Below are 25,412 nucleotides of genomic sequence, written 5' to 3'. Positions count from 1 at the left end.
TCACGCAGCCCGCCGGCGTCCGGTTTCAGGACCCGCCGGTCGTAGGTGAGCAGCCCGTTGCGCTCACCCTGGACGTCCGGGGACATGTCGACAGCCCCGGTGCGCTGGTCACCGGGGCTGTCGACGGACGGCTACGACACCAGCTGGCCCTTTCCGAGGGCGATCACCCCGCCCTTGGAGACCGTGTACAGCTCCGCGTCCCGCTCCGGGTTCACACCGATCGTCGCGCCCGGCGGGACCTCGACGTTCTTGTCGAGGACGGCTCCGCGGACCACCGCGCCCCGCCCGATCTTGACGTTGTCGTGCAGCACCGAGCCCTGGACCACGGCACCCGGGTCGACCAGGACGCCGGGTGAGAGCACGGACCGCGAGACCTGGCCGCGGATGAGGCAGCCCGCGCTGATGATGGACTCGCTGGCCATGCCGCCCGCGTTGAAGCGGGCCGGGGAGAGCTGGCCGGAGTGGGTGTAGACGGGCCACTGCCGGTTGTACAGGTTGAAGGCGGGGCGCTCGGCGATCAGGTCCATGTGGGCGTCGTAGTAGGCGTCCAGGGTGCCCACGTCCCGCCAGTAGCCGCGGTCGCGGGTGGTCTCGCCGGGGACGTGGTTGGCGCTGAAGTCGTAGAGCTGGGCCTCGCCGCGCTCGGTGAGCTGCGGGAGGATCGAACCCCCCATGTCGTGGATGGAGTTCGGCTCCTCGGAGTCCCGCTGGAGCGCCTCGATCAGGGCCTTGGTGGTGAAGATGTAGTTGCCCATCGAGGCGAACACGCTCTCCGGGTCGTCCGCGAGGCCCGGCGGGTCGGCGGGCTTCTCCAGGAAGCCCTCCACCGTGAGGCCGTCCGAGCCCGGGGAGATCACCCCGAACGACGGGGACTCGGAGCGCGGGACCCGGATCCCGGCCACGGTGACGCCCGCGCCGGACTCGATGTGCTGCGCGAGCATCTGGCGCGGGTCCATGCGGTACACGTGGTCGGCGCCGAACACCGCGACGTACTCGGGGCGCTCGTCGTAGATCAGGTTCAGCGACTGCAGGATCGCGTCCGCGCTGCCCAGGTACCAGCGCGGTCCGAGGCGCTGCTGGGCGGGCACCGGCGTGATGTAGTTGCCGAGCAGGCTCGACATCCGCCAGGTGGTGGTGATGTGCCGGTCCAGCGAGTGCGACTTGTACTGCGTGAGGACGCAGATGCGCATGATGTCGCCGTTGACGAGGTTGGACAGGACGAAGTCGACCAGTCGATACGTTCCTCCGAAAGTGACCGCCGGTTTGGCGCGGTCGGTGGTCAGGGGCATCAGGCGTTTGCCTTCTCCGCCCGCAAGTACGATGCCGAGCACCGAAGGTCCGCCACGACGCATGGCCGCTCCCCTCAACCTGGTTTGACCCATCACTGCCCTCGCGAGGGGCTTAGTACGCCTGTTTGACGATCTCCTCGTATAGCCCGGCCGTGCGCCGCGCAACGGCGTCCCAGCCGAACTCGCCCACCGCTCGCTCCCGTCCCGCCTCACCCATCCGCCGCGCCGCCTCCGGATCGCCGATCACGGAGTCGAGTGCCCGCGTGAGGGCGGTCTCGAACCCGTCGTCGAGGGGTACGAGCAGTCCGGTCCTGCCGTGGTCCACGACTTCGGGGATTCCGCCGACCCGGGAGGCGACGACGGGAGTGCCGCAGGCCATCGCCTCCAGGTTGACGATACCGAGGGGTTCGTAGACCGAGGGGCAGACGAACACCGCCGCGTGGGTGAGCAGCTGGATGACCTCGGGGCGCGGCAGCATCTGCGGGATCCAGTGCACGCCCTCACGGACTCGGCTCAGCTCCTCGAAGAGCTCCCGGAACTCCCGGTCGATCTCGGGGGTGTCCGGGGCGCCCGCGCACAGCACGACCTGCGCCGCCGGGTCGATGTCCCGTACCGCGCGCATCAGGTGCGGCACACCCTTCTGCCGGGTGATGCGGCCGACGAACAGCACGAACGGACGATCCCGGTCCAGACCGATGCGGTCCAGTACCTCCGTGCCGTGGTCGGGACGGTAGAGGGCGGTGTCGATGCCGTTGTGCACGATGTGGACCTTGGCCGGATCCAGTGCCGGGTAGCAGCCGAGGATGTCCTCACGCATGGCTCCGGAGACGGCGATCACCGCGTCGGCGGACTCGATCGCGGTGCGCTCGGCCCAGCTCGACAGCGCGTATCCACCGCCGAGCTGTTCGGCCTTCCAGGGGCGCAGGGGCTCCAGGGAGTGGGCGGTCATCACGTGCGGGATGCCGTGCAGGAGTTTGCCGAGGTGGCCGGCGAGGTTGGCGTACCAGGTGTGGGAGTGGACCAGCTCGCGGTCTTCGAGACCCGCGGCCATGGAGAGGTCCACGGAGAAGGTGCGCAGGGCGTCGTTGGCGGTGTCGAGCGCCGACCAGGGCCGGTGCCGGATGACGCCGGCCGCCCTCTCCTTCACGGAGACCTCACCCCAGCAGTGCACCTCCAGGTCGACGAGGGCTCTCAGCTCCCGGGCGAGGAACTCGACATGGACACCCGCGCCGCCGTACACGTCCGGCGGGTACTCCCGGGTCAGTAGGCCCACACGCACCCAGAACCCCCTTCTCAGCAGCTGGTCGACTTCATGGTCACCCAGATGAGCCGCCTGGGGAAGAGCGCGGGGCTCGTGTGAAGCAACAGTCACCGCACACGCCACCGCCCGGCAACCGGTAGTACAGACAGCAACTGCGGCGCCGGAGGGTGCTGTCGTCGAGCGTGCCGGCGAGCAGGGGGTGGGCGAGGAGCTCCGCCGCGAGACCGCGGGCCGGGGCGGAGAGGTCCGTGCGGCGGTCCAGCTGACGGGCGGCGCCCGCGAGTGCCGAGGCGGCGTTTCCCCACAGCAGGCCGGTGGCGAGCCGGTACTCGGCCTGCAGCGCTGCCGTCAGCGGTTCGAGGTGACCGTGCAGGACGACGTCGGCGATCGTCCCGGCATCGCCCGGGAGCGGCCGCATCCCGTCCAGCCACAGGTCGTCGGGCGCGCTCGCGTCGGGGTCCCAGTGCAGCCGGTCCGGGGCGAGGTCGGGGATCCGGCCGTACAGGACCGCACAGCCGAGCGCCACCGACCACAGCCGCGCCACGAGCCCCTGATGGGCGATGGAGGCGGCGATCCGCAACTCGGGGGCGTTCAGGGCGTCGGCGACCTTCCGAACACGAAAAGTCATGGAATTTCGGTAAACATCCGACGCCTGGTTCTCGTAGACTTGTGCGAGGGTCGGCAGCGCCGGGTGCGATGCCCCGGGAGTGTCGCCGATCGTCCGTAGTACGAAGAAGGCGCCGAGCGGTCGCAGCGCCGCCAGATCCGGGTTCAGGTCCACGACCAGCAGTAGTACCAAGTCCCCTAGGGGTGTCCACCAGGGGGCCTCCACCCCGTGTCACCCGTCTTGGGGAGGACACGGACCCTTTTGTACTCCATCGGCAGTAGGACCCATTGCCTGCTCAGGTACGACGACGGGAAGAACTTTTCCGGGCATCGTGTTGTTCATGGAAGACGACCGTTCGTCGCGCCGGGCAGCCAGCCCCCGCCTCACGCAGAGGAGCAGCTCATGAGTGCCCTCGCGTTGTCCGTGCTCCTCTCCCTCGTCTCCGCCGTCGCCTACGCGGGCGGAGCGATCGTGCAGGAGCAGGTCGCGGTGTCGCACCCCGACGAGCAGTTCGCGCCGCTGCGCCGGCCGGGCTGGTGGGCGGCGGTCGCACTCAACGGCCTCGGCGGACTGCTGCACGTGGTGGCGCTCGCCTACGGCCCGCTCAGCCTGGTCCAGCCGCTGGGCGCCCTGACGATCGTGTTCGCGCTGCCGATGGCCGCGCTGTTCGTGAACCGCAAGGCCGGGGCCACCGCCTATCGGGGCGCGATCATGGCGACGGTGGGTCTGGCCGGTCTGCTCTCCCTGGTGGGCACCTCCGACGCGCAGTCGCTGAGCACGGCCCAGCGGGTGTTCGCCGGGCTGGTGACGGCCGCCGCGGTGGTCGCTCTGATGATCGCGGGCCGGGCCGCGCACCGGCACCCGGTGGTGCGCAGCGTGCTGCTCGCGACCGCGTCCGGCATAGCGTTCGGCATGTCCTCGGTGTTCACCAAGACGGTCGCCGTCGACTGGACCGGCGGCGTGTCGACGGCGGACCTGCCCGCGCTGGCCGCGATCGGCGTCCTGGCCACGGCAGGCCTGATGCTGTCGCAGGCCTCCTACCGCGGTGCGGGACTCGCGGCTCCGCTGGCCACGCTGACGGTCGTGAACCCGGTGGTGGCGGCAGCAGTCGGCATCACGATGTTCGGCGAAACCTTCCGCTACGGCGCCACGGGCACCATGCTCGCCCTGGGCTGCGGTGTGGTGGCGGCGGGCGGCCTGATCCTGCTGACGACGGAGCGGCTCCAGCGCACCCACGCCGAGCCGCAGCCCGCGGCCGCCGACCGCGCGGACGTGTTCGTCCCGGCGCCCGTCCAGGAGCCGGCCTCCGCTGCACTGCGCGAGGCCGACTTCGCCGAGGAGCACGCCGGAGCGGAACCGTCGCTACGGGCGGGCGTGCTCAGCGAGAAGGTCGCCGCCCTGCGCCAGGAACTGCTCGTCCCGGCCCCCGACTCACACGGAGCGGAACCGTCGCTACGGGAGGGCGTGCTCGCCGAGAAGGTCGCCGCCCTGCGCGAGGAACTGCTCGTCCCGGCACCCGCCTCACCGGAAGCGGCGTCGTCGGACGGTCCCGCACCGGAGCACCTGGAGCCTGGTGAGGAGCCCCCGGCGTACTACGGCCCCTTCTACGGCTCCGCGTACTTCCCGATGCCGGTACTCGACCGGCACCGTATGCGTGTCAAATCCTGACGCCGCCGCTCCTGAGATAGGCCAGCGGGTCGATGTCGGTACCGAAGCCGGGCCCCGTCCGCACCTCGAAGTGCAGATGCGGGCCCGAGCTGTTGCCGGTGGAGCCCGACCGGCCGATGCGCTGCCCGCCACCCACGCTCTGCCCCGACTTCACGGAGATCGCGGACAGGTGGGCGTACTGCGTGTAGCGGCCGTCGGCGTGCCGGATCACCACCTGGTATCCGAAGGATCCGCCCCAGCCGGAGCTGACCACCGTTCCGGCCGCCACCGCCTTCACGGTGGTCCCGGTGGGGACCGGGAAGTCGACGCCGGTGTGGTAGCCCTTCGACCAGGCGGAGCCCGCCTGGCGGTAGGCGGTACCGAGGGAGGCGTTCACGGGGGCGATGAGGCCCGTGTCCGTGGCCTTCCTCGTCGCCTTACCCGTGTCTGTGGACCTCTTCGTCGCCTTGCCGGTGTCGGAGGAGGACTTCTTCGTCGAGGTGGTGTCGGCGGTGGTGGCCGAGCCCGCGGTGGCGCGCAGGGCGAGCCGCTGCCCGGGCAGGATCAGGTCGGGGTCGGTGCCGACGGTCTTCCGGTTGGCGGCATACAGGCCCCGCCAGCCGCCCCGGACCTTCTGGGCGTCGGCGATCCCGGAGAGCGAGTCGCCGCGGACCACGGTGTACATCTCGGCGGTCCCGGCCCGGGACTGGGGTGTGGTCTGCGGCTGGACGTCCTGAACGGAGACCTTTTTCCTGGTCGTGCCCGTGGTCCCGGCGGGGTGTACGTCCGGGGCGGAGCCGCCGCGGGTGAGCCCGGCCCGCACCGAGCAGGCCGGCCAGGCGCCCGGACCCTGTCCGTCCAGCACCTTCTCCGCCACGGCGATCTGCTGGTCCTTGGTGGCCAGATCGGCGCGCGCCGCGTACCGGGTGCCGCCGTACGCCTCCCAGGTGGACTGGGTGAACTGGAGCCCGCCGTAGTAGCCGTTGCCGGTGTTGATGCTCCAGTTGTGGCTGGACTCGCACGCGGCGACCTTGTTCCAGGTGTCCACGTCGGCCGCGTGGGCCGTGCCGGTGCCGATGAGCGGAACCGCGATGCCGACGCCGCCCGCCGTGACGGTGAGCGATGCGCGGTTGATCCTGTTCGGCTGATACCGGCGGTGCCGGCCGCGTACGGCCATGAAGGGCCTCCCCCTACGACATACGTGATGCGCCAGGAGGGGCAAAAGTAAGCGCTACGAACAGGCCATGACAAGACGGCAACCAGCCGCCTGCGGCCACGCGCCGAACCGCCGTCCCGGCTGAACGCAAAGAGGAGCGCGAGCCGTATCCCTGGTGTGCGGACGGTCCCCCGACAGGCCAGGATGACCGGTGGACGATACTGACAAGCACGGCAGCAGCGATACATGACCTACGCGATCCACAGGATCTTTTGGGAGCAGGCGGTATGAGCACAACAGCGCAGATCGGCGTCACGGGCCTCGCGGTGATGGGCCGCAACCTGGCCCGTAACTTCGCCCGCAACGGCTACACGGTCGCCCTGCACAACCGGACCGCCTCGCGCACGCACGCCCTGGTCGAGGAGTTCGGCAGCGAGGGCGCCTTCGTCGCGGCCGAGACCGCCAAGGAGTTCGTGGCTGCCCTCGAGCGGCCGCGCCGGCTGGTCATCATGGTGAAGGCCGGTGAGCCGACGGACGCGGTGATCCAGGAGTTCGCACCTCTCCTCGAACCCGGCGACATGATCATCGACGGCGGCAACGCGCACTTCGCGGACACGCGGCGCCGGGAGCGCGACCTGCGCGAGCAGGGCATCCACTTCGTCGGCATGGGCGTCTCCGGTGGCGAGGAGGGCGCGCTGCTCGGCCCGAGCATCATGCCGGGTGGCCCGAAGGAGTCGTACGACTCTCTCGGCCCGATGCTGGAGAAGATCTCCGCGAAGGCGGCGGACGGGGCGCCCTGCGTGACGCACGTCGGTCCCGACGGCGCCGGGCACTTCGTGAAGATGGTCCACAACGGCATCGAGTACGCCGACATGCAGCTGATCGGCGAGGCCTACCAGCTGCTGCGGGACGTGGCCGGATACTCCCCCGCCCAGATCGCCGACATCTTCCGCACCTGGAACACCGGCCGCCTGGACTCGTACCTGATCGAGATCACGGCCGAGGTGCTCTCCCACGTGGACGCGGCGACGGGCAAGCCGTTCGTGGACGTCGTGGTGGACCAGGCCGAGCAGAAGGGCACCGGTCGCTGGACCGTGCAGATCGCCCTCGACCTGGGTGTCCCGGTGTCCGGCATCGCGGAGGCCGTCTTCGCGCGGTCCCTGTCCGGCCACGCGGAGCTGCGGGAGGCGTCCCGCGGTCTCGCCGGACCCACGGCGTCCCCTCTGTCGGAGTCCGAGGCCGGCGCCTTCGCGGACCGCGTCGAGCAGGCGCTGTACGCCTCGAAGATCGTGTCGTACACGCAGGGCTTCCACGAGATCTCGGCCGCCCGCGAGGAGTACGACTGGGACATCGACCTGGGTGCCGTGTCCGCGATCTGGCGCGGCGGCTGCATCATCCGCGCGGCCTTCCTGGACCGCATCCGGGCCGCCTACGACACCCGCGCGGACCTGCCGAGCCTGCTGTCCGACGACACCTTCGCCCAGGAGATCGCCTCGGCGCAGGACGACTGGCGTGACGTGATCATCGCGGCGACGCGCCAGGGGGTGCCGGTGCCCGGGTTCTCCGCGGCGCTGGCCTACTACGACGCGCTGCGCGCCGAGCGTCTGCCGGCCGCGCTCACGCAGGGGCAGCGGGACTTCTTCGGGGCGCACACCTATCAGAAGGTGGGCCAGGAGGGGTCGTTCCACACGTTGTGGGGTGGCGACCGGTCCGAGGTGACCTCGTAGCAGGGCCTCTGCGGGTGTGCACCTAGCGGTGCGAAAGTGGGGCGGCGTTCGCACGCCGCCCCATTCTTCTTTCAGGTGAGCGGAGGACCCGGTTCCGGGACCGGCAGCGGCTCCGGGCCGGGCGGGATGGGAGACGGGTCCGGTGTCGGGGCCGGGAAGGGATCCGGGGCCGGTACCGGGGGCGAGGGGGGATCCGGGACCGGGCCCGGGGTGGGGCCCGGTGGGACCGGTTCGGGATACGGGTTGGTCATCGTGTCCTCCAGCCTGTCGGTCGACGTCGGCTCTGGATCACTCCCCCGCGTACCCGTGGGCGGCGACGGCAGTCACCCGGTCGGAGGGCACCGGCTCAGAAGCCCTCGGGGTGGGCCCTCAGCCAGTCCTTGGCCGCGCGCAGAAGTTCCGGGTCGGCCGCGGGGGCCTCGTCGGGGTGGCGTTCGGCCCACTTGACGACGTACGGGCACAGAGGGGCGACGGCAACGCCTTCGCGCGCGGCGATGGTGTAGAGCTCGCGGGCCAGGGAGCCCGCGATGCCCTTTCCCTCGTGGGCCGGTTCCACGATGGTGTGGACCGGGACCAGGGCGCGCCCGGGGGATTCGAGGACGAAGTACTGGATGTGGCCGACGACTTCGCCTCCCCCGGAACCGAGGGCCTCCAGGCGCCCGGCCTGTCGGTCGTCGCGGATCTCGATGTCGCTCATGGGCACGCTCCTGGTCCGAAGGTCGTCGAGCAGCAGGGTCAGGCCGGCACCGACTGCGGGCTGCGCTCCTGGTCCGACCCCGGCACCGGCTCGGACGGATCGGCGCCCAGGGCCACGATGCGGTTGTCGCGGTCCACGTGCACGACCCGGGGTCGCAGTGCCCGCGCCTCGGCGTCGGTCACCTGAGCGTAACTGATGATGATCACCAGATCGCCGGGGTTGACGAGATGGGCGGCGGCACCGTTGATACCGATCACACCCGACCCGCGTTCGCCCTCGATGACGTACGTCTCCAGCCGGGCGCCGTTGGTGATGTCGACGATGTGGACGAGCTCACCGGGCAGCAGATCGGCGGCGTCGAGAAGGTCCGCGTCGATGGTCACCGATCCCACGTAATGCAGGTCGGCCTGGGTGACGGTGGCTCGGTGGATCTTGGACTTGAACAGGGTACGCAGCACTTTGGACTCCTGTAGGACGGCTCCCTGCCTGCTTTGTGCAGGTCAAGGGCGGTCTTCACTGTACATCCGCACGCCTTCGACTCGAAGAACTCGTACAACATCGTGCACCGTGGGGAGCAGGGCTTCTCACCTGCGCGATCTGCGCGACCGGCTGCCACGAAGCCGTCGACCGGGAGCACGGACGGAAGACTGCCTCGGTCCATTGCTGATGGAATGCTGACTTATCTGACGAGTCGTCAGGTAGGTCGAGAGGTCCAGAGCAAGTTGCGAACTGGGGTCATCGGCGGTGAGGCAGGGGACCATGACCGACCAGCACGCTGCTCCCCCGCACGACCAATGGCCTACGGACGCGAATCCGGGCCGGGAGGCGCTGCGGGCGTACACGAGGGCCAAGTCGGTCGTTATTTCCCTCGTCTGACCCCTCGGCAGGTCCCGCTCCGAGCATCCGGCCGCCGCGACGGGGCCCTCCTGGCCGGATCGGCCGGGTGAACTCCGTCCCCGGCTCTTAATAGCCGGAGATGAGCCGGGGGCATGGCGGCCTGACAGCAGGCGTTGCCGCCCGGGCCGTGGACGCCACCGTTGAAGGTGACCCGGTACGGGCGGTTCGGCGCGAAACGGCGGGCGATGGTGAAGCCGACCGCGTCCTCGTTGTGCATGCCGTTGACGATCTGGGCGCTCAGATGCCGACGCAGACCGTGGCCGGCGCTCAGGCCTGAAGAGGGAATGGGCGGTGAGGCCGACGCGGGACAAGGCGGTGGACTGCGGCGGTGGACGCCCTCGACGGCCTCAGCTCCTGCCTGAGCGGCGTCACTTTGCAGGAAGGTGAGCCTGCAGCTATCGTCATATTCAACAATGCGACTAGGTGCCTAGTTGTTTAGCGATGGCCGTGTGCCACTTCCATCAGCAGCGTTGGCGAGAGGCGGTCGACCCGTGTCGAGCAGTGGGTATCTGAGCTATGTCGCCCTGGGTGACAGTCACACCGAGGGGCTCGGGGACGGCGACGACGTCCGTGGCCTTCGGGGCTGGGCGGACCGGCTCGCCGAGCAGGTCGCCTGCCACAGCCCCGGACTGCGCTACGCCAACCTCGCGGTGCGTGGCCGTAAGGCCGGTCAGGTGCGCGCCGAGCAGCTGGCTCCGGCGCTCGCGATGCGGCCCGACCTCGCCACCGTGGTGGCCGGGGTCAACGACGTGTTGCGCCCGGGCTGCGACCTCGACGAGGTGGCCGGCAATGTCGAGGCGATGTTCGCCGCCCTCACCGCGCAGGGCGCCACCGTCGCGACCCTCATGTTTCCCGATGTCGGGCGTATCACGCCGTTGGCCCGCCCGATCAGTCACCGTGTTCTCGCACTCAACACGCGCATCCGGGAGGCCGCCGACCGCCACGGGGTGGTGGTGGCGGAGACGGCCGCGCACGCGGCGGCGACCGATCCGCGGTTGTGGAGTGCTGACCGGCTGCACGCCGGCCCGCTGGGGCACGCGCGCATCGCGGCTGCCGTGGCCCAGGCGCTCGGTCTGCCGGACAGCGACGACACATGGACCCTCCCCCTTCCGGCCGAGAGAACAGACATCTCCGGCTGGAGGACCGTGGGTGCCGAACTGCGCTGGGCCGGCACCTTCCTCGGCCCCTGGGTCGGCCGCCGCCTGCGTGGCCGCTCCTCCGGCGACGGCCGCCAGGCCAAGCGGCCGACCCTGCTTCCGGTGGCCGCGTCCACCGGGGACACCCCCTCAGCCGTATGAGGCTCCGCCCGCGACGACGCCGGCGGCTCCTCCTGCACTTCTCTCTTCCTCGTACCGGAGCTGGAAATGAGTAACGCCCACCCCTTCCGCGTCCTGCGCGCGAAGCGTCTGTGGACCGTCAACGGCGTCATCGTGGGCTTCGTGGCACTGCTGTTCACGGTGTTCTACGTCGGCGCCAACATCGACCCTGCAGGTCACCTGCACAAGCTGCCCGTCGGCCTGGTCAGCGCCGATGAGGGGGCGAAGGTCGGTGGCAAGCAGACCGACCTCGGTACACAGATCACCCAGTCGATCAAGAAGTCGTCCCAGGGCGGAGACAGGATCGACTGGAAGCTGATGGACGAGGAGGAGATGAAGGAGGAACTGGGCAAGGGCAAGTTGTTCGGCGCGCTCGTCGTGCCCCGTGACTTCACCGCCACTGTCGCCGCCCTCACCGGCCCCGGGGTGGCCGGCAAGCCCGTCCGCCCGACACTCACCGTGCTGACCAACCAGTCCGCCGGCAGCGTGGGGTCGAGCATGGCGCGGCAGGCCACGACGACGGCCGCACAGTCGGCCTCCGCGCAGGTGGGTGAGCAGCTGACCGCTCAGGCCGAGGCCGCGCAGGCCCAGCTGCCCGCTGCCGCGCGCCTGCTGTTGGCCGACCCGGCCGTGGTGCAGATCGAGGACGGACATCCGCTCGACTCGCACAGCGGCCTCGGTCTGAGTGCCTTCTACTACTCCCTCGTCCTCGTCGTCTGCGGCATGCTCGCCGCCAACGTCATCAGCGGTCAGGTGGACCTCGCCCTCGGCTACACCCACAGCGACATGGGCCCGTTGCGGGTCCACAACCCGCTGCTGCGCGCGACTCGCGTCCAGACCCTGGCCATCAGTAGCACGCTCATGATCGGTCTGTCCCTGCTCATGGGCAGCCTGGCCCTGGCCGGTGCGGTGGGCATCATGGGCATGGACGCCTCTCACCTGCCCCTGCTGTGGCTCTTCTCCGTGTGCACGATCGCGGTTGTCGGCATCGGCGGGCTCGGACTGCTCGCTGTGTTCGGCACGCCGGGGATGCTGTTCATCACGATCTTCTACATCGCCATGGCGGTACCGACGTCCGGCGCCACGGTCCCCCTCCAAGCCCTCCCCGGTTTCTACCGCGTCCTCGGCGAGTTCGAGCCCCTGCGCCAGATCACGGGCGCCGTCCGCTCGATCCTCTACTACGACGCCCAGGCCGACGCGGGTCTGACCCGGGGCTGGGTGATGCTGGGCGTGGGACTCGCGGTCGCAGGCCTCTTCGGCTTCGGCGTGACCCGGTTCTACGACCGCAGGGGACTCCATCGCATTCCCGCCGACGAGGAACCGCAGCCGCTCCTCGCCCGGGCATAGTCCGACGACCGGTGAGGGGTGGAGTCGGGCACGATCGCCCCACCCCCACTTTCGTGACTGATCGCGCAGGTGGGGTCGTCGCTGTCAGCCGTCGGCCCGCTGTGCCGCTGTGCGCTGCTCGATCCTGCGCAGCGCCACGTCCCCCCACTGGAGGTTCTCCCGCTCGAACGACATCCCGCGCAGCAGGGTGAGATACGGGCCGATGCGCTCGGCCTCGGCGAAGTACGCCTCCTCGGAGCGCCCGTCGAGCAGGCGCTGCCGGAGCTGCTCGTAGCGGGCCAGCTTGGCGGCGGCCCACTCCATGCGCTCGGCGATGGCGGTCCGGACCGCTTCCATGTCGCCCGCGTCCAGGCACTGCACCTTGACAAGCAACTCGTCCCGAATCACCGCCGGCTTACCCAAGGGTTCGGCGGTGTAGGCGTGGACGGCCTTCCGCCCGGCCTCCGTCAAGGAGAACAGTCGCTTGTTGGGGCGGCGCTTCTGCTCGACGACGCGGGCCGTGACGAGTCCTTCGGCCTCCATGCGATCCAGCTCCCGGTAGAGCTGCTGAGGTGTCGACATCCAGAAGTTGGCGACCGTCGCATCGAACGCCTTCGCGAGGTCGTACCCGGACGCCTCGCCCTTCAACAGCGCGGCCATCACCGCGTTCCGCAAAGCCATGGATGCACGCTAACAGATTAATCAACAACGTGACTGATAGTCACGTACTCCCCCGTAGACAAGAACTAGCGGGCCCTCTATTCTCTAACACACCTATTCACATTTTTGCATATTGGAGGTGGGCTCATGCATCCCTTCCGCAAGGCCGTCGAGAGCCGCGACCTGGACGCCGTGTCCGCTCTGCTGGCTGACGACGTCGTCTTCACCAGCCCCGTCACCTTCAAGCCGTACCCGGGCAAGGCGATCACCGCGGCGATCCTGCGCGGCGTGCTGCGGGTCTTCGAGGACTTCACCTACGTCCGTGAGATCGCCAATTCCGACGGCCGCGATCACGCCTTCGTCTTCACCGCCACTGTGGCCGGCAAGCAGCTCCAGGGATGCGACTTCCTGCACTTCGACGACGACGGGAAGATCGACGAGTTCACGGTGATGGTGCGCCCGCTCTCCGCCGCCCAGGCGCTCGGCGAGGCCATGGGCGCCCAGTTCGAGCAGATCGCCCGAGAGGCCGCCGAACGGTAACCACGACGACAGACTTCGACGCGGTGGTCATCGGCGCGGGGCAACGCCGGATGGTCGCCCCCTCCGGATCCGGCCGCGTCATCGCAGGCCGGTCGAGCGGAACCTGGTCGGTCTGCCGACCGAGGAATCTTCACCGCGGCGTTTGCCGAGGGGCAGGCGCCCCTGGGAGGTCATCGCCTCCGCCGAAGGACGCCTGCGGCGCTTCGACCGAGCCGGCATGGCTACTTCGGCGCCCTTGCCCACCGGAGCAACGGATCGGCGGGCTCTCCCATCGCTCCCGGTCAGGCTGAAGGCACCACGGGCAGGACGATGCGCGAGGGGCATGCGGGGTCGTGGAAGACCTGCTGGCGGGCCACCCGGCCCGTGGTCGCGGTTTCCTCGGGTTCACCCGTGTTGAGATTCCGGTCCCAGCGGGGGGAGTTGCTGGAGGTGACCTGGACCCGAATCCGGTGACCAGCCCGGAAGACGATGCTGGTCGACCACAGGTCCACGACATTCTCGGCCGCCTCGCCCGGTGTCGCCGCACGCACCCGCACGATGCCGTCGGCCACATTGCGGGAGACACCGTTCTCGTCGACGTCGCACAGTCGTGCCACCCAGTCGGTCGAGGGTCCGTCCGTGGCGGCGAAGAGCACTGCCTTGACGCGGCCGGTCACCTCGACGTCCTCGGTGAGCGGTGCGGTGGTGAAGACCAGGACGTCCTCGCGCGTCTCCAAGGCCGTCTGGTCGAGCGGACCGGGACGGAACTCGTCAGACAGCAGGAGCGCTCCGCCGGTGGTGAGTACCGGGTTCATGGGGTCGTAGGTGAACTTGTCGGGCAGCTCGCCGGTGGACGGCGGTTCAGGGGTCAGGTGTCCGTCGGCGCGCAGGTGGAAGTCGGTGTCCACGGCGCGGGACAGGGGCCATTCCGTCTCCTCGCGCCACTGGTTGACGCCCATGACGAACAGCAGCACCTGGCCGGTGTCCGGCTCCAGAGCCTCGCCATCGCGGGAGCAGTGCGGAGCAGCTCGGCGAAGGCGTCCTCCCAGACCTCGCGGATGTAGGGACTGATCAAGCGCCGCAGCACGGGCCACTGCTCGGTGAGCAGCCGGTGATGCAGGAGTGCCACCAGGTCCTCACTCAGCCCTTCGGCGAGGACGGTCCGGTAGAGCGTCATGCGGGACTTCGGACGGTCCAGGCTGTAGCTCGTCCGCCCGGACCAGACGATGTGGAGCGGCAGGTCCACGTCGCCCTCGACGGGGCCGTCCAGCTCCTGCAAGCGCTCGGGCAGTCGGCTGCGGTAGCGGTCCCGCAGCACCTCCGCGCGGGGGGCGGTGATCGTCGTGTCCATGCATCCAGTATCGCTGCTGGGAGGCGGCGGCATGGCAGAAAAGCCACTCACTCAGTACCCATGTAGCGAACGAAGGAGGCATCACTCGTGCGAATGTTGCACGACCTCACGCCGTCACGACCTCAGGGGTAGCGGCTCGTCTGCCGGATACTCGGCTGTGACGGTGACCCCGAACCACGGCGCGCCAGATCACGAAGTGGTCCGGATCAATGCCTCCGGAACGGGCTCCGCGCGTCGATGTGACTTCCGCACCGGCACACGGGGCTCGTCGCGTCCTGGCCCCGCCGCGTGACGCCGGCGCCGGCCGGGGAACGGGCCGCTGTGGCGCGAGGAGGCCGGGCATGCGGGTTCAGGCCAGTTCCACGCGGTCGATCAATCCGGCTTCGGTGAAGGCGCCCACGAGCTGCTCGCGACCCTCGGTGAAGTGGGCCCAACTGTCGAAGTGGACCGGCACGATCCGGCGGGCGTCCAGGATGTGGGCGGCCTCGGCGGCCTGAGCACTGTCGAGGGTGAGCAGCCGGCGGTCCAGGAGATCGGTGCGGACGGCGCCGGCGAAGAGCACGGCCGTGTCCACCGGGCCGAAGCGGTCGGCGATCTCGCGAACCAGGGAGAGCTGGGCGTTGTCGCCGCTGACGTAGACGGTGGGCAGGCCGTCGCCGCTCAGGACGAAGCCGACGACCTCCCCGACGACCGGTTCGAGGTCCTCGCGGGCGCCGGGGCCGTGCAGGGCCGGGACGCCGGTGACGGTGACCGTGCCGCCGCCCGGGCGGTCCAGGTCGACGGACTCCCAGTCCTGCAGGGGGCGTGCGGTGCCGCCCAGCCTGCCCGCACCACCGGGTGTGGTCAGGGTCAGGGGTACCTCAGCGAGCAGCGCACGGCCCGACACGTCGAGGTTGTCGTCGTGCTCGTCGTGCGACAGCAGCACCACGTCGATGCGGCCCAGGTCGGCCGGCGTTGCGGAGGCGGGGGCGGTCTTGGCCAGCCCCGAGGGGTACGTGCCGGGAGCGTCGAAGGTCGGGTCGGTCAGGAACCGCAGGCCGCCGTACTCGATGAGCGCGGTCGGACCGCCGAAGGCACGGATGGGGACCTGTCCGCTGGACGCGTCGGTTGCAGCCATGATGGAACCACCTCACGGATAGATTGGCCTACATCCGTGACAGTAGGCGTTTGTCACGGATGAAGGCAAGCTGTAGCGTGAGAAACGTGAGTGAGACCGAGACCGCCTCCACCGCGAGCCCCGCCGACCACGGGCTGCCGCCGGCTCCGGGCGCCGAGCTCTACCCCGCACTCGACTTCGCCAACAGCGCCATCGCCGTGCCCGGCGGCCAGTTCCTCGACATGCTCGGCACCCCGACCGGCGCGGGCCAATGGCTGGCCGACCACGACTTGGCCCCCGCGGACGCCGGTCTGCAGGAAATCTGCGCGGCCCGCCTGCGCTCCCTACGCGAACAAGTACGCGTCCTGCTCGCCGCGCAGGTCGACGGACTCCCCGCCCCCGCTGCCGCACTGACCGCCGTCAACGACGCCCTCACCCGAGTCCCCACCGCCTCCCCGCTCGGCTGGGACTCCGTCCGTGGCATGCACCGCACCGCCCCGCACCCCATCGACCAGATCGTCGACCAAGCCCTCGGCATCCTCGCCGCCGACGCCGCCGACCTGCTCACCGGCCCCGACGCCGAACGGCTGACGGCCTGCCCCTCCGCCCCCTGCAACCGCTACCTGCTGCGCGCCGGACGCCGCCACTGGTGCTCCGTCCGCTGCGGCGACAGAGCCCGGGCCGCCCGCGCCTACGCCCGCCGCACCCGGACCACCGCTGACTGAGCTCAACCACCCCCGCCCCGCCGACGGTTCACGAGACCCGCGCCGGGGCGCGGCTTCGCGCATCCCCGCATCCCCACGCCCGCGCCAACGCCCGCACCTCCGAGCTGAAAACTCGCTACGAGTTCAACCACATCCGCCGCCACGCGGACAAGGCCCGGCTGTCCTCCATGGCAACCGCCCTGAAGGCGGCCGAGGCCGTGGCCCCGACCCGCCCCCACCCCGGGACCGAGTCGGCGGCCAGGAACATGACCCTGGGGCCGGTCGCCGCTCTGGTCGACCGCACCCGGGACGCCGTACGCAAGGCCATGGGCAAGGACGGCTGACCGGTCGGCACCCTGCTCCAGGGCGCGATCCGACTCCTGGGCCGCAGCCTCCGACGTGACCGCTGCGGCCCAGGAGTCGTGCGTCCGGTCCCGGCTGACCGGCTCCGACGATGGCGCCGTCCCTCAGGCCACGGCCTCGCTCGCCGCCCCGATCCCCGTCGCCCCTTCGCCGTGTGACGCGAACTGGGTCCGGTACAGCTCCGCGTACCGGCCGTCGAGTACGAGCAGTTCCTCATGGGTGCCGCGTTCCACGATCTGCCCGTCCTCGACCACCAGGATCTGGTCGGCCGCGCGGACCGTCGACAGCCGGTGGGCGATCACGATCGCCGTCCTGCCCTCCAGGGCCTCGGTGAGTGCCTCCTGGACGGCGGCCTCGGAGGTGTTGTCCAGGTGGGCGGTGGCCTCGTCGAGGATGACGACGCGCTGGCGGGCCAGCAGGAGCCGGGCGATGGTCATGCGCTGGCGTTCGCCGCCGGAGAGCCGGTAGCCGCGCTCGCCGACCACGGTGTCGAGGCCGTCGGGCAGGGAGCGTACGAGGGCGTCGAGGCGGGAGCGGCTCAGGGCGTCCCACAGCTCCGACTCGACGGCCTCCGGGCGGGCCAGCAGCAGGTTCGCGCGGACCGTGTCGTGGAAGAGGTGGCCGTCCTGGGTGACCATGCCGAGGGTTGCCCGCAGGGAACCGGCGCTCAGGTCGCGGACGTCGACGCCGCCGATGCGGACGGCGCCCGCGTCGACGTCGTACAGCCGGGGGAGCAACTGGGCGACGGTCGACTTGCCGGCGCCGGACGAACCGACGAGTGCGATCGTCTGGCCGGGTTCGGCCCTGAAGGAGAGGCCGTGCAGGACCTCGGCGCCGCCGCGGGTGTCGAGGGAGGCGACCTCCTCCAGGGAGGCCAGGGAGACCTTGTCTGCGGAGGGGTAGCCGAAGCGGACGTCCGAGAACTCGACGGCGACGGGTCCTTCGGGGACCTCGCGGGCGTCCGGCTTGTCCTCGATCAGCGGTTTCAGGTCCAGTACCTCGAAGACCCGCTCGAAACTGACCAGCGCGCTCATCACCTCGACGCGGGCTCCGGCCAGTGCGGTGAGCGGGGCGTACATGCGGGTCAGGAGCAGCGCCAGGGAGACCACCGCGCCGGGTTCCAGGCTGCCGCGCAGGGCGAACCAGCCGCCGAGGCCGTAGACCAGGGCGAGGGCCAGGGCGGAGACCAGCGTCAGGGCGGTGATGAACACCGACTGGGCGGTGGCGGTCCGTACGCCGATGTCCGCCACCTGGCGGGCCCGGGCCGCGAACTCCTCGGACTCCTGCTCGGGGCGGCCGAAGAGCTTGACCAGGGTGGCGCCGGGCGCGGAGAAGCGTTCGGTCATCCGGGTGCCCATGGCCGCGTTCAGGGTGGCGGCCTCCCGCTGCATGCGGGCCATCCGGCTGCCCATGCGGCGGGCCGGGATCACGAACACCGGGAGCAGTGCGAGGGCGAGCAGGGTGATCTGCCAGGAGAGGGTGAGCATCACCACAAGGGTCAGCAGCAGGGTGACCAGGTTGCTGACCACGCCGGACAGGGTGTTGCTGAAGGCGCGCTGCGCGCCGATGACGTCGTTGTTGAGACGGGAGACCAGCGCTCCCGTACGAGTACGTGTGAAGAACGCGACCGGCATGCGCTGCACATGATCGAACACAGCCGTCCGGAGATCGAGGATGAGGCCCTCCCCGAGCGAGGACGACAGGCGTCTGGCGACGATGCCGAGCGCCGCCTCCGCGACCGCGATGAGGGCGATGAGCAGGGCCAGGCGTACGACCTTGCCCTCGTCGTCGCCCGACACGATCGCGTCGACGATGTGCCCGGCCAGTACGGGCGTGGCGACGGCGAGCAGCGCGGTCGCCACCCCGAGCACGACGAAGCGTGCGATGCGCCTGCGGTGCGGGCGGGCAAACTCGCCGATGCGGCGCAGCGTCGCGCGGGCGAAGGGGCGGCGTTCCTGCTCGGCGTTCATGACACTGTGCAGCTGTGTCCAGGCTGTGGTCTCCATGCTCATGGGAGACAACGTAGGACCTCAAGCGTCGTTGAGGTCAATGCTCGAACATCGACTGCCCCACCGAAGGACTCGATGACCGTACGTAAGACCCTGGCCCCGCTTCCGCAACCCGCCGTTGGCGCGGTCCGGAGAACCTCTCCTGGTGTGACAGCGGTAGAACTCCCCCAGGGACGCCCTCTCGAGCGCCTCCCCGCCCGTCGAATCCGCCAGATCCTGTGTCTGGTCCCGCTTCTGCTGGTCACCGTCGTCGCGGTGCGGCACCGGTCCGTGCTCGCCGAGGGCTTCGGTCATCTGCGGCACGCCGAGTGGCCGTGGCTGCTCGCCGCCGCCGGTACCACCTGCCTGACCTGGGTGGCGGCCTCCTTCACCCGGCAGGGTGCCGTCGTGGAGCGGCTGCCCCGGCGGCGGCTGCTCGCTACGCAGTTCGCGGCGGGCGCGGCCAACCACCTGCTGCCGACCGGACTCGGCGCGGGCGCGGTGAACCTGCGCTTCATGACCGTGTGCGGGGTCCCGCTCGCCCGCTCCTCGGCCGCGCTCGCGCTCTATCTGCTGGCGGAGTCGATCGGCCGGCTCACCCTGCTGGCCGCGCTCTTCGTCGCCTTCCCCGACGCACTGCGGCTCGGCACGCTGCTGCCCGACGCGAGCGCCGGTCCGCTGCTGCTGGGGCTCGGCGGAGTGCTGGTGGTGGCCGTGGGCGTGCTCGTGGGTGTCCGCCGGGTCCGGACGGCCCTGTGCTCCTTCCTGCGGACCGCGCTGCGCGAGGCCCGCTCGGTGCACACCCGCCCGTCCCGGGTGCTGGCGCTGTGGGGCGGTTCGCTCGCCTTCCCCGCGCTCCAGGCGGCCGGTCTGGCCGCGGTGGGGCAGGCGCTGGGGCTGTCGGTGCCGCCGGTGCACATGGCCCTCGCCTACCTCGCGGCGACCTGCGCGGTGGCGCTGGTGCCGACGCCCGGCGGGGTCGGTTCGGTGGAGGCGGCCCTGGTGATCGCGCTGGTGGCGGCCGGCGGCCCGGCGGCCGTGGCCACGGCGGTGGTGCTCGCCTACCGGATCATCACGGTCTGGGTACCGCTGGTGCCGGGCGCGCTCACGCTGGGCGCGCTGGTCCGGCTGAAGGTCATCTGACCCGGACGGCAGCCGTCGGTCGCCCGCCCGTGAAGGCCCTGCCGGGCTCGGCCCTTCGGTGGCGGAGTGCTGGACCGGCCGCAGGTCATCCGACGACCCGGGCGGCACGGATCGGTCACCCGCCGGCGAGGGCCCTGCCGGACCCGGTGCTCCAGTGACAGAGCGCCGGACCGGCCGAAGGCCATCCGACCCGGGCGGCACGGATCGGTCACCCGCCGGTGAAGGCCCTGCCGGGCTCGGCGCTCCGGTGGCAGCGGCGTGCGGGGGCGGTTTTCGGCCGGGTCCGTGGAGCTCGGGTCGGTGGGGCAGGACCAGCGGACGGGCTGCTGTGACGTGGGGGGCGGTGGACGCAAGGGAGCGGGAGTCCGGCGCCCGGCCGGGAGCAGGCACGACGTGCCGAGGACATCGTCCGAAACACGGCGATCCGGTGCCCGGCCAGGTACGAACTCCCGTACCGGATACGGCAGGATGAGCGGTCGCGTCGGCCACGGAACCTTCACACGGCCGACGCGATCGCACTTCCCGCACTTTCGAACAGGTGGCAACGTGACGGCATTTCAACGGGAACTCACCATGGACGACATGGTCGGCGCCGGCATCGCCGTGATCGCGGGCCTCTTGGCGGCGTTCCTGCTGCGCATGCTGCTCAAGTGGCTCGGCAAGCACGCGGACCGTACCAAGTGGGGCGGTGACGACGTCCTCGTGGCCGCGCTGCGGACCGTGGTGCCCTCGGCGGCGATCGCGGGCGGCATCGCCGTCGCCGCGGCGGCGCTGCCACTGACCAAGGGCGTCCAGCGCACGGTCAACCAGGTGCTGACCGTACTGCTGATCTTCGTCGTCACGGTGGCGGCGGCCCGGCTGGTCGCCGGACTCGTGCGGACGGTCACCACCTCCCGCTCCGGGGTCGCCGGCTCAGCCACGATCTTCGTCAACATCACCCGGGTGCTGGTCCTCGCGATCGGCTTCCTGGTGGTGCTCCAGACCCTCGGCATCTCCATAGCGCCGATGCTCACCGCCCTGGGCGTCGGCGGTCTCGCGGTCGCGCTCGCCCTGCAGGACACCCTCGCCAACCTCTTCGCCGGCATCCACATCCTGGCCTCCAAGACCGTGCAGCCCGGCGACTACATCCGTCTGAGCAGCGGCGAGGAAGGGTACGTCGAGGACATCAACTGGCGTCAGACGACGGTCCGCGCGCTCTCCAACAACCTGATCGTCGTCCCCAACGGGGAGCTCGCCAGGACGAACATGACCAACTTCATGCGTCCCGAGCAGCAGTTGACGATCCTGGTGCAGGTCGGGGTGGCCTACGACAGCGATCTGGAGCACGTCGAGCGGGTCACCTGCGAGGTCGTCGCCAAGGTCATGAAGGAGGTCGAGGGCGCGCTCCCGGAGCATGAACCGCTGGTCCGCTTCCACACGTTCGGCGACTCCCGCATCGGCTTCACGGTGATCCTGGGCGTCGGGGAGTTCAGCGACCAGTTCCGGATCAAGCACGAGTTCATCAAGCAGCTGCACAGGCGCTACCGCGAGGAGGGCATCCGGATTCCGGCGCCCACGCGGACCGTGGCCATCCAGCAGGGGTCGGTGTCGATTCCGCACCAGCGTGGCCATGAGACGGTGATCGAGCCGGGCGAGGTGTCCTCCGCCCGGTTCGACTGACCGGGGCTCGGCCCTTACAGGGTGGCCGAGTTGTCGTGGGAGCCGCTGGGCCGGCTCTGCGGTGTGCGCAGCGTCGACGTCACCGGGGTCACGGTCCAGTCCGGGTGGCCGGGCATCCTCGGGGTCTTGGTGCCGAGGAGCCAGTCCCGCAGGAAGCCGGACTGGTCCGTGCCGGAGACCTCCGAGGCGACGGCGATGTAGTCGTCCGTCGACGCCGAGGAGTTGCGGAAGCGCTCCAGGAAGGTGAGCTCGATGGCGCTGAAGACCGTCTCGCCGACCTGCTGGCGCAGCGCGTACAGGACGAGGACGCCGCCGAGGTAGCGCTGGCTGTCGAAGAGGTTGGCCTCGTTCGGCGCCGCGACCGGGCCCGAGGACTTCCGCCACTGGTCGCCGCGCGCGTACGTGTCCTTCATGCGCGCTTCCATCGTGGTCAGGCCGAGGGAGTCGGTCCAGCCGCGCTCGTAGCGGTACAGCAGTCCGTAGAAGTCGGCGTGGCCCTCGTTGAGCCACAGGTCGGCCCATGAGGCGGGGCTGACGCTGTTGCCGAAGTAGGAGTGGACCAGCTCGTGCATCATGTGCGAGCCGATGCTCTTCTCCGCCTGGAGCAGGAAGTTCGGCTTGTACAGGGTGAGGGTCTGGGTCTCCAGGCCGGTGAAGTCGAAGGCGTTCGCGTCGTCGGAGTTGCAGGGCAGCAGGCCGTACGTCTCGAACGGGAAGGCACCGAGGCGCTGTTCGAGCCAGCTCACCAGGTTCGGGGTGAGGGCGAGCGCGGGCTCCAGGGCGGCGGCGCGGGCGGCCGGGACGACGTCCCGCAGCGGCAGTCCGTGCGGCCCTGCCCGGTCCTTGATGACGTAGTCGCCGACGGTGATCTGCACGATCTCCGTGGCGATGGGCTCCCGGGAGCGGTAGCAGTACGCGGTCCGCCCGTCGCCGAGGTCCTCGGTGCTCACCAGGTGGCCGCTCGCGACGCCCTTGAGGCCCGCCGGGACGGTGACGCGGAAGGTGAAGTCCGCCTTGTCCGAGGGGTGGTCGTTGCACGGGAAGACGGTGTGCGCCGAGTTCGGCTGGGGGCAGATCGCGAACCCGTCCGGGGTGGGGACCCAGGCGGTGTGGGCGAGGGAGCGGCGCGGGTCGGCCGAGTAGGCCACGACGACGGTGACCGTCTCCTGCGCGGGCAGCGGGCCGGCGGGCGTGATCCGCAGCTTCTCGCCCACCTGCTCGAAGGCGGCCGCCGTACCGGCCACGGTCACGGTGCCTATCTCCAGGCCCAGGGCGTCCAGGGAGAGACGGCTCAGCTCCTGGGTGGCGGTGACCGTGAGGGTCGCCGTCGCGTCGACGAGCCGGGTCGTGGCGTCGTACGCGATGTCCAGGTGGTACGCGGAGACGCGGTAACCGTCGTTGCCGAGGCTCGGGAAGACGGAGTCCCCCAGGGTCTCCGGGCCAGGGGTGCCGGTCTCCGGGTCCGCGTGCGCCGGGGAGGCCAGGGACAGGGCCGCCATGGTGCCGAGCAGAGCTGCCGGTGCCGTCACTCTGGTGCGATATCTCATGGTCCGCTTTCGCTCAGGCGGCCGGATGGTCGGGTCCGGCCGTCGGATGGGTGTGATCAACATGCATGACCACCGGATCGGACGCATGAGTTGCCTCGGAGGATGTACGGATTCTCGGACAGCCTGCGCGGACCCCTGTCGAGGCGGAGTCGAGCACGAGATATCTTGATGTCGAGCAATGTTGCAGACGTGGAGCGGAGCACCCGGTGACTGACTCGACCATCATCTATACGCACACTGACGAGGCCCCGGCCCTGGCGACGTATTCGTTCCTGCCGGTGGTCAAGGCGTACGCCTCGCAGGCGGGTGTCTCCGTGGAGACGCGGGACATCTCGCTGGCCGGGCGCCTCATCGCGGTGTTCCCGGAGTACCTGGCCGAGGACCAGCGGATTCCGGACGCCCTGCAGGAACTGGGCGAGCTGGCCAAGACGCCCGAGGCCAACATCATCAAGCTGCCGAACATCTCGGCGTCGATCCCGCAGCTCAAGGCCGCGGTCGCCGAGCTGCAGGCCCAGGGCTACGCGCTGCCGGACTACCCGGACGACCCGAAGACCGACGAGGAGCGGGACATCCAGGCCCGCTACGACAAGGTCAAGGGCTCCGCCGTGAACCCGGTCCTGCGTGAGGGCAACTCCGACCGCCGCGCCCCCGGCTCGGTCAAGAACTACGCCAAGGCGCACCCGCACCGCATGGGTGCCTGGTCGGCCGACTCGAAGACGAACGTCGCGACGATGGGTGTCGACGACTTCCGTTCCACCGAGAAGTCCGTCGTGATCTCCGAGGCCGGTTCGCTGCGGATCGAGCTGGTCGGCGACGACGGCTCCACCAAGGTGCTGCGCGAGTCGGTACCGGTCCTCGCGGACGAGGTCGTAGACGCCTCGGTGCTGCACGTGGCCCCCCTGCGGGAGTTCCTCACCGCGCAGATCGCCCGCGCCAAGACCGAGGACGTGCTGTTCTCGGTGCACCTGAAGGCCACGATGATGAAGGTCTCCGACCCGATCATCTTCGGTCACGTGGTCCGCGCGTTCTTCCCGAAGACCTTCGCGCGCTACGGCCAGACGCTCGCCGCGGCCGGCCTGACCCCGAACGACGGTCTGGGCGGCATCCACAAGGGCTTGGAGTCCCTGCCCGAGGGTGCCGAGATCAAGGCCTCCTTCGACGCCGAGCTCGCCGAGGGCCCGGCCCTGGCGATGGTCGACTCCGACAAGGGCATCACCAACCTGCACGTGCCGTCCGACGTGATCGTCGACGCCTCGATGCCGGCCATGATCCGCACCTCGGGCCACATGTGGGGCCCGGACGGCCAGGAGGCGGACACCCTCGCGGTGCTGCCGGACTCCAGCTACGCGGGCGTGTACCAGGTCGTCCTCGACGACTGCCGTGCCAACGGCGCCTACGACCCGTCGACGATGGGCTCCGTCCCGAACGTCGGCCTCATGGCGCAGAAGGCCGAGGAGTACGGCTCCCACGACAAGACCTTCGAGATCCCGGTCACCGGCACGGTCCGCCTCGTCGACCAGGCCGGCAACGCGGTGATCGAGCAGGCGGTCTCCGCCGGTGACATCTTCCGCGCCTGCCAGACCAAGGACGCGCCGATCCGGGACTGGGTGAAGCTGGCCGTCACCCGCGCCCGCGCCACCGGGAACCCGGCCGTGTTCTGGCTGGACGAGACCCGCGCGCACGACGCCAACCTGATCGCCAAGGTCAACGCCTACCTGACGGAGCACGACACCGAGGGCCTGGACATCCGGATCCTCAACCCGGTCGAGGCCACCAAGCTGTCGGTGGAGCGCATCCGCCGCGGCGAGGACACCATCTCGGTGACCGGCAACGTCCTGCGCGACTACCTGACCGACCTCTTCCCCATCCTGGAGCTGGGCACCAGCGCCAAGATGCTGTCGGTCGTGCCGCTGATGGCGGGCGGCGGACTGTTCGAGACCGGCGCCGGCGGCTCCGCGCCCAAGCACGTCCAGCAGCTCGTCAAGGAGGACTACCTGCGCTGGGACTCCCTCGGTGAGTTCTTCGCGCTGGTGCCGTCCCTGGAGCAGTACGCGGCGGCCACGAACAACGCCAAGGCCAAGGTCCTCGCCGACACCCTCGACCGCGCCACGGCGACCTTCCTCAACGAGGACAAGTCCCCGACCCGTCGCGTCGGCGGCATCGACAACCGGGGCAGCCACTTCTTCCTGTCCCTGTACTGGGCGCAGGAACTGGCCTCGCAGACCGACGACGCGGACCTGGCGAAGGCCTTCGCCCCGCTCGCCGAGACCCTCGCCTCGAACGAGCAGAAGATCGTCGGCGAGCTGAACGCCGTCCAGGGCAAGCCGGCCGACATCGGCGGCTACTACCAGCCCGACCCGGCCAAGGCCGCGAAGATCATGCGCCCCTCCACCACGTGGAACGAGGTGCTCGCGTCCCTGAGCTGACGCGGACCCGCTGTGCGACACCGCCCCGGTCGG

Annotated in this window: 20 protein-coding genes and 2 pseudogenes; 10 read left to right on the top strand and 12 right to left on the bottom strand. The window is 70.3% G+C overall.

Going from position 1 to position 25,412, the window contains the following annotated elements:
* Positions 1–131: 131 nt before the first annotated feature.
* The 3 genes from glgC to OHT57_RS42005 are packed head-to-tail and all read right to left on the bottom strand — an operon-like array spanning position 132 to position 3,349.
* Positions 132–1,352: a glucose-1-phosphate adenylyltransferase gene (gene glgC, locus OHT57_RS42015; RefSeq protein WP_328752199.1), complete on the bottom strand. Its 1,221-nt coding sequence runs from the start codon at positions 1,350–1,352 to the stop codon at positions 132–134.
* A gap of 49 nt (positions 1,353–1,401) precedes the next feature.
* The gene (gene glgA, locus OHT57_RS42010; RefSeq protein ID WP_328752198.1) at positions 1,402–2,568 is read right to left on the bottom strand and encodes a glycogen synthase; all 1,167 of its coding nucleotides are present in this window, start codon (positions 2,566–2,568) and stop codon (positions 1,402–1,404) included.
* A 37-nt stretch (positions 2,569–2,605) separates the two neighbouring features.
* Entirely contained in the window at positions 2,606–3,349 is a 744-nt protein-coding gene (locus OHT57_RS42005; protein WP_328752197.1) for a (2Fe-2S)-binding protein, read from the bottom strand.
* A gap of 210 nt (positions 3,350–3,559) precedes the next feature.
* Here OHT57_RS42005 and OHT57_RS42000 point away from each other — a divergent pair, with 210 nt between their 5' ends.
* Positions 3,560–4,825 carry a DMT family transporter gene (locus OHT57_RS42000; RefSeq protein ID WP_328752196.1) on the top strand — a complete coding sequence of 422 codons (1,266 nt, stop codon included), beginning with the start codon at positions 3,560–3,562 and terminating at the stop codon, positions 4,823–4,825.
* Here OHT57_RS42000 and OHT57_RS41995 read toward each other — a convergent pair.
* Complete coding sequence (locus OHT57_RS41995) at positions 4,815–5,981, bottom strand: transglycosylase family protein (protein ID WP_328752195.1); 1,167 nt, start codon at positions 5,979–5,981, stop codon at positions 4,815–4,817. The genes OHT57_RS42000 and OHT57_RS41995 overlap by 11 nt on opposite strands.
* A 266-nt stretch (positions 5,982–6,247) precedes the next feature.
* Between OHT57_RS41995 and gndA the strand changes: the two genes are divergently transcribed.
* Complete coding sequence (gene gndA, locus OHT57_RS41990; RefSeq protein ID WP_328752193.1) at positions 6,248–7,687, top strand: NADP-dependent phosphogluconate dehydrogenase; 1,440 nt, start codon at positions 6,248–6,250, stop codon at positions 7,685–7,687.
* Positions 7,688–8,033: 346 nt separating this feature from the next.
* Here the strand turns inward: gndA and OHT57_RS41985 are convergent, their stop codons facing one another.
* Complete coding sequence (locus OHT57_RS41985; RefSeq protein ID WP_328752192.1) at positions 8,034–8,384, bottom strand: GNAT family N-acetyltransferase; 351 nt, start codon at positions 8,382–8,384, stop codon at positions 8,034–8,036.
* Positions 8,385–8,422: 38 nt separating this feature from the next.
* Entirely contained in the window at positions 8,423–8,842 is a 420-nt protein-coding gene (gene panD / locus OHT57_RS41980; RefSeq protein ID WP_328752191.1) for an aspartate 1-decarboxylase, read from the bottom strand.
* Positions 8,843–9,772: 930 nt separating this feature from the next.
* Between panD and OHT57_RS41975 the strand changes: the two genes are divergently transcribed.
* The gene (locus tag OHT57_RS41975) at positions 9,773–10,579 is read left to right on the top strand and encodes an SGNH/GDSL hydrolase family protein (protein WP_328752190.1); all 807 of its coding nucleotides are present in this window, start codon (positions 9,773–9,775) and stop codon (positions 10,577–10,579) included.
* Between the two features lie 66 nt (positions 10,580–10,645).
* Positions 10,646–11,944: a DUF3533 domain-containing protein gene (locus tag OHT57_RS41970; RefSeq protein ID WP_328752189.1), complete on the top strand. Its 1,299-nt coding sequence runs from the start codon at positions 10,646–10,648 to the stop codon at positions 11,942–11,944.
* Between the two features lie 84 nt (positions 11,945–12,028).
* On the opposite strand, the gene OHT57_RS41965 is transcribed toward OHT57_RS41970, so the two are convergent.
* Positions 12,029–12,604: a PadR family transcriptional regulator gene (locus OHT57_RS41965; RefSeq protein ID WP_328752188.1), complete on the bottom strand. Its 576-nt coding sequence runs from the start codon at positions 12,602–12,604 to the stop codon at positions 12,029–12,031.
* A 126-nt stretch (positions 12,605–12,730) separates the two neighbouring features.
* On the opposite strand from OHT57_RS41965, the gene OHT57_RS41960 reads away from it, so the two are divergent.
* Positions 12,731–13,123 (top strand): nuclear transport factor 2 family protein, encoded by a 393-nt coding sequence (locus OHT57_RS41960; RefSeq protein ID WP_328752187.1) that lies wholly within the window; start codon positions 12,731–12,733, stop codon positions 13,121–13,123.
* Between the two features lie 281 nt (positions 13,124–13,404).
* Here OHT57_RS41960 and OHT57_RS41955 read toward each other — a convergent pair whose 3' ends face one another.
* The 3 genes and pseudogenes from OHT57_RS41955 to OHT57_RS41945 form a co-directional block, all read right to left on the bottom strand.
* Positions 13,405–14,076 (bottom strand): CocE/NonD family hydrolase, encoded by a 672-nt coding sequence (locus OHT57_RS41955; RefSeq protein WP_328752186.1) that lies wholly within the window; start codon positions 14,074–14,076, stop codon positions 13,405–13,407.
* A gap of 32 nt (positions 14,077–14,108) precedes the next feature.
* Positions 14,109–14,453 (bottom strand): annotated as a pseudogene (locus OHT57_RS41950) (hypothetical protein); the annotation flags it as partial.
* A 349-nt stretch (positions 14,454–14,802) separates the two neighbouring features.
* Positions 14,803–15,570: an MBL fold metallo-hydrolase gene (locus OHT57_RS41945; protein WP_328752184.1), complete on the bottom strand. Its 768-nt coding sequence runs from the start codon at positions 15,568–15,570 to the stop codon at positions 14,803–14,805.
* A gap of 86 nt (positions 15,571–15,656) precedes the next feature.
* Here OHT57_RS41945 and OHT57_RS41940 point away from each other — a divergent pair, with 86 nt between their 5' ends.
* Both OHT57_RS41940 and OHT57_RS41935 read left to right on the top strand, forming a co-directional pair.
* Positions 15,657–16,274 carry a CGNR zinc finger domain-containing protein gene (locus OHT57_RS41940; protein ID WP_443053546.1) on the top strand — a complete coding sequence of 206 codons (618 nt, stop codon included), beginning with the start codon at positions 15,657–15,659 and terminating at the stop codon, positions 16,272–16,274.
* Between the two features lie 53 nt (positions 16,275–16,327).
* Positions 16,328–16,597: pseudogene (locus OHT57_RS41935) on the top strand (hemerythrin domain-containing protein); the annotation flags it as partial.
* Positions 16,598–16,720: 123 nt separating this feature from the next.
* Here the strand turns inward: OHT57_RS41935 and OHT57_RS41930 are convergent.
* Complete coding sequence (locus tag OHT57_RS41930) at positions 16,721–18,622, bottom strand: ABC transporter ATP-binding protein (protein WP_328753487.1); 1,902 nt, start codon at positions 18,620–18,622, stop codon at positions 16,721–16,723.
* A 150-nt stretch (positions 18,623–18,772) separates the two neighbouring features.
* On the opposite strand from OHT57_RS41930, the gene OHT57_RS41925 reads away from it, so the two are divergent.
* Positions 18,773–19,747, top strand: coding sequence for a lysylphosphatidylglycerol synthase transmembrane domain-containing protein (locus OHT57_RS41925; protein WP_328752182.1), 975 nt, complete (start codon positions 18,773–18,775; stop codon positions 19,745–19,747).
* Positions 19,748–20,320: 573 nt separating this feature from the next.
* A complete protein-coding gene (locus OHT57_RS41920) occupies positions 20,321–21,406 on the top strand; it encodes a mechanosensitive ion channel family protein (protein WP_328753486.1) in 1,086 nt (361 codons plus the stop codon).
* A gap of 14 nt (positions 21,407–21,420) precedes the next feature.
* Here the strand turns inward: OHT57_RS41920 and OHT57_RS41915 are convergent, their stop codons facing one another.
* Positions 21,421–22,953, bottom strand: a complete 1,533-nt coding sequence (locus OHT57_RS41915) for a M1 family metallopeptidase (protein ID WP_328752181.1) — start codon at positions 22,951–22,953, stop codon at positions 21,421–21,423.
* Positions 22,954–23,159: 206 nt separating this feature from the next.
* On the opposite strand from OHT57_RS41915, the gene OHT57_RS41910 reads away from it, so the two are divergent.
* Positions 23,160–25,379 carry an NADP-dependent isocitrate dehydrogenase gene (locus OHT57_RS41910; protein WP_328752180.1) on the top strand — a complete coding sequence of 740 codons (2,220 nt, stop codon included), beginning with the start codon at positions 23,160–23,162 and terminating at the stop codon, positions 25,377–25,379.
* Positions 25,380–25,412 lie beyond the last annotated feature (33 nt).

Source organism: Streptomyces sp. NBC_00285 (assembly GCF_036174265.1).
In the GTDB taxonomy this organism is placed as follows: domain Bacteria; phylum Actinomycetota; class Actinomycetes; order Streptomycetales; family Streptomycetaceae; genus Streptomyces.
This window is presented reverse-complemented; position numbering and strand designations above follow the sequence as displayed.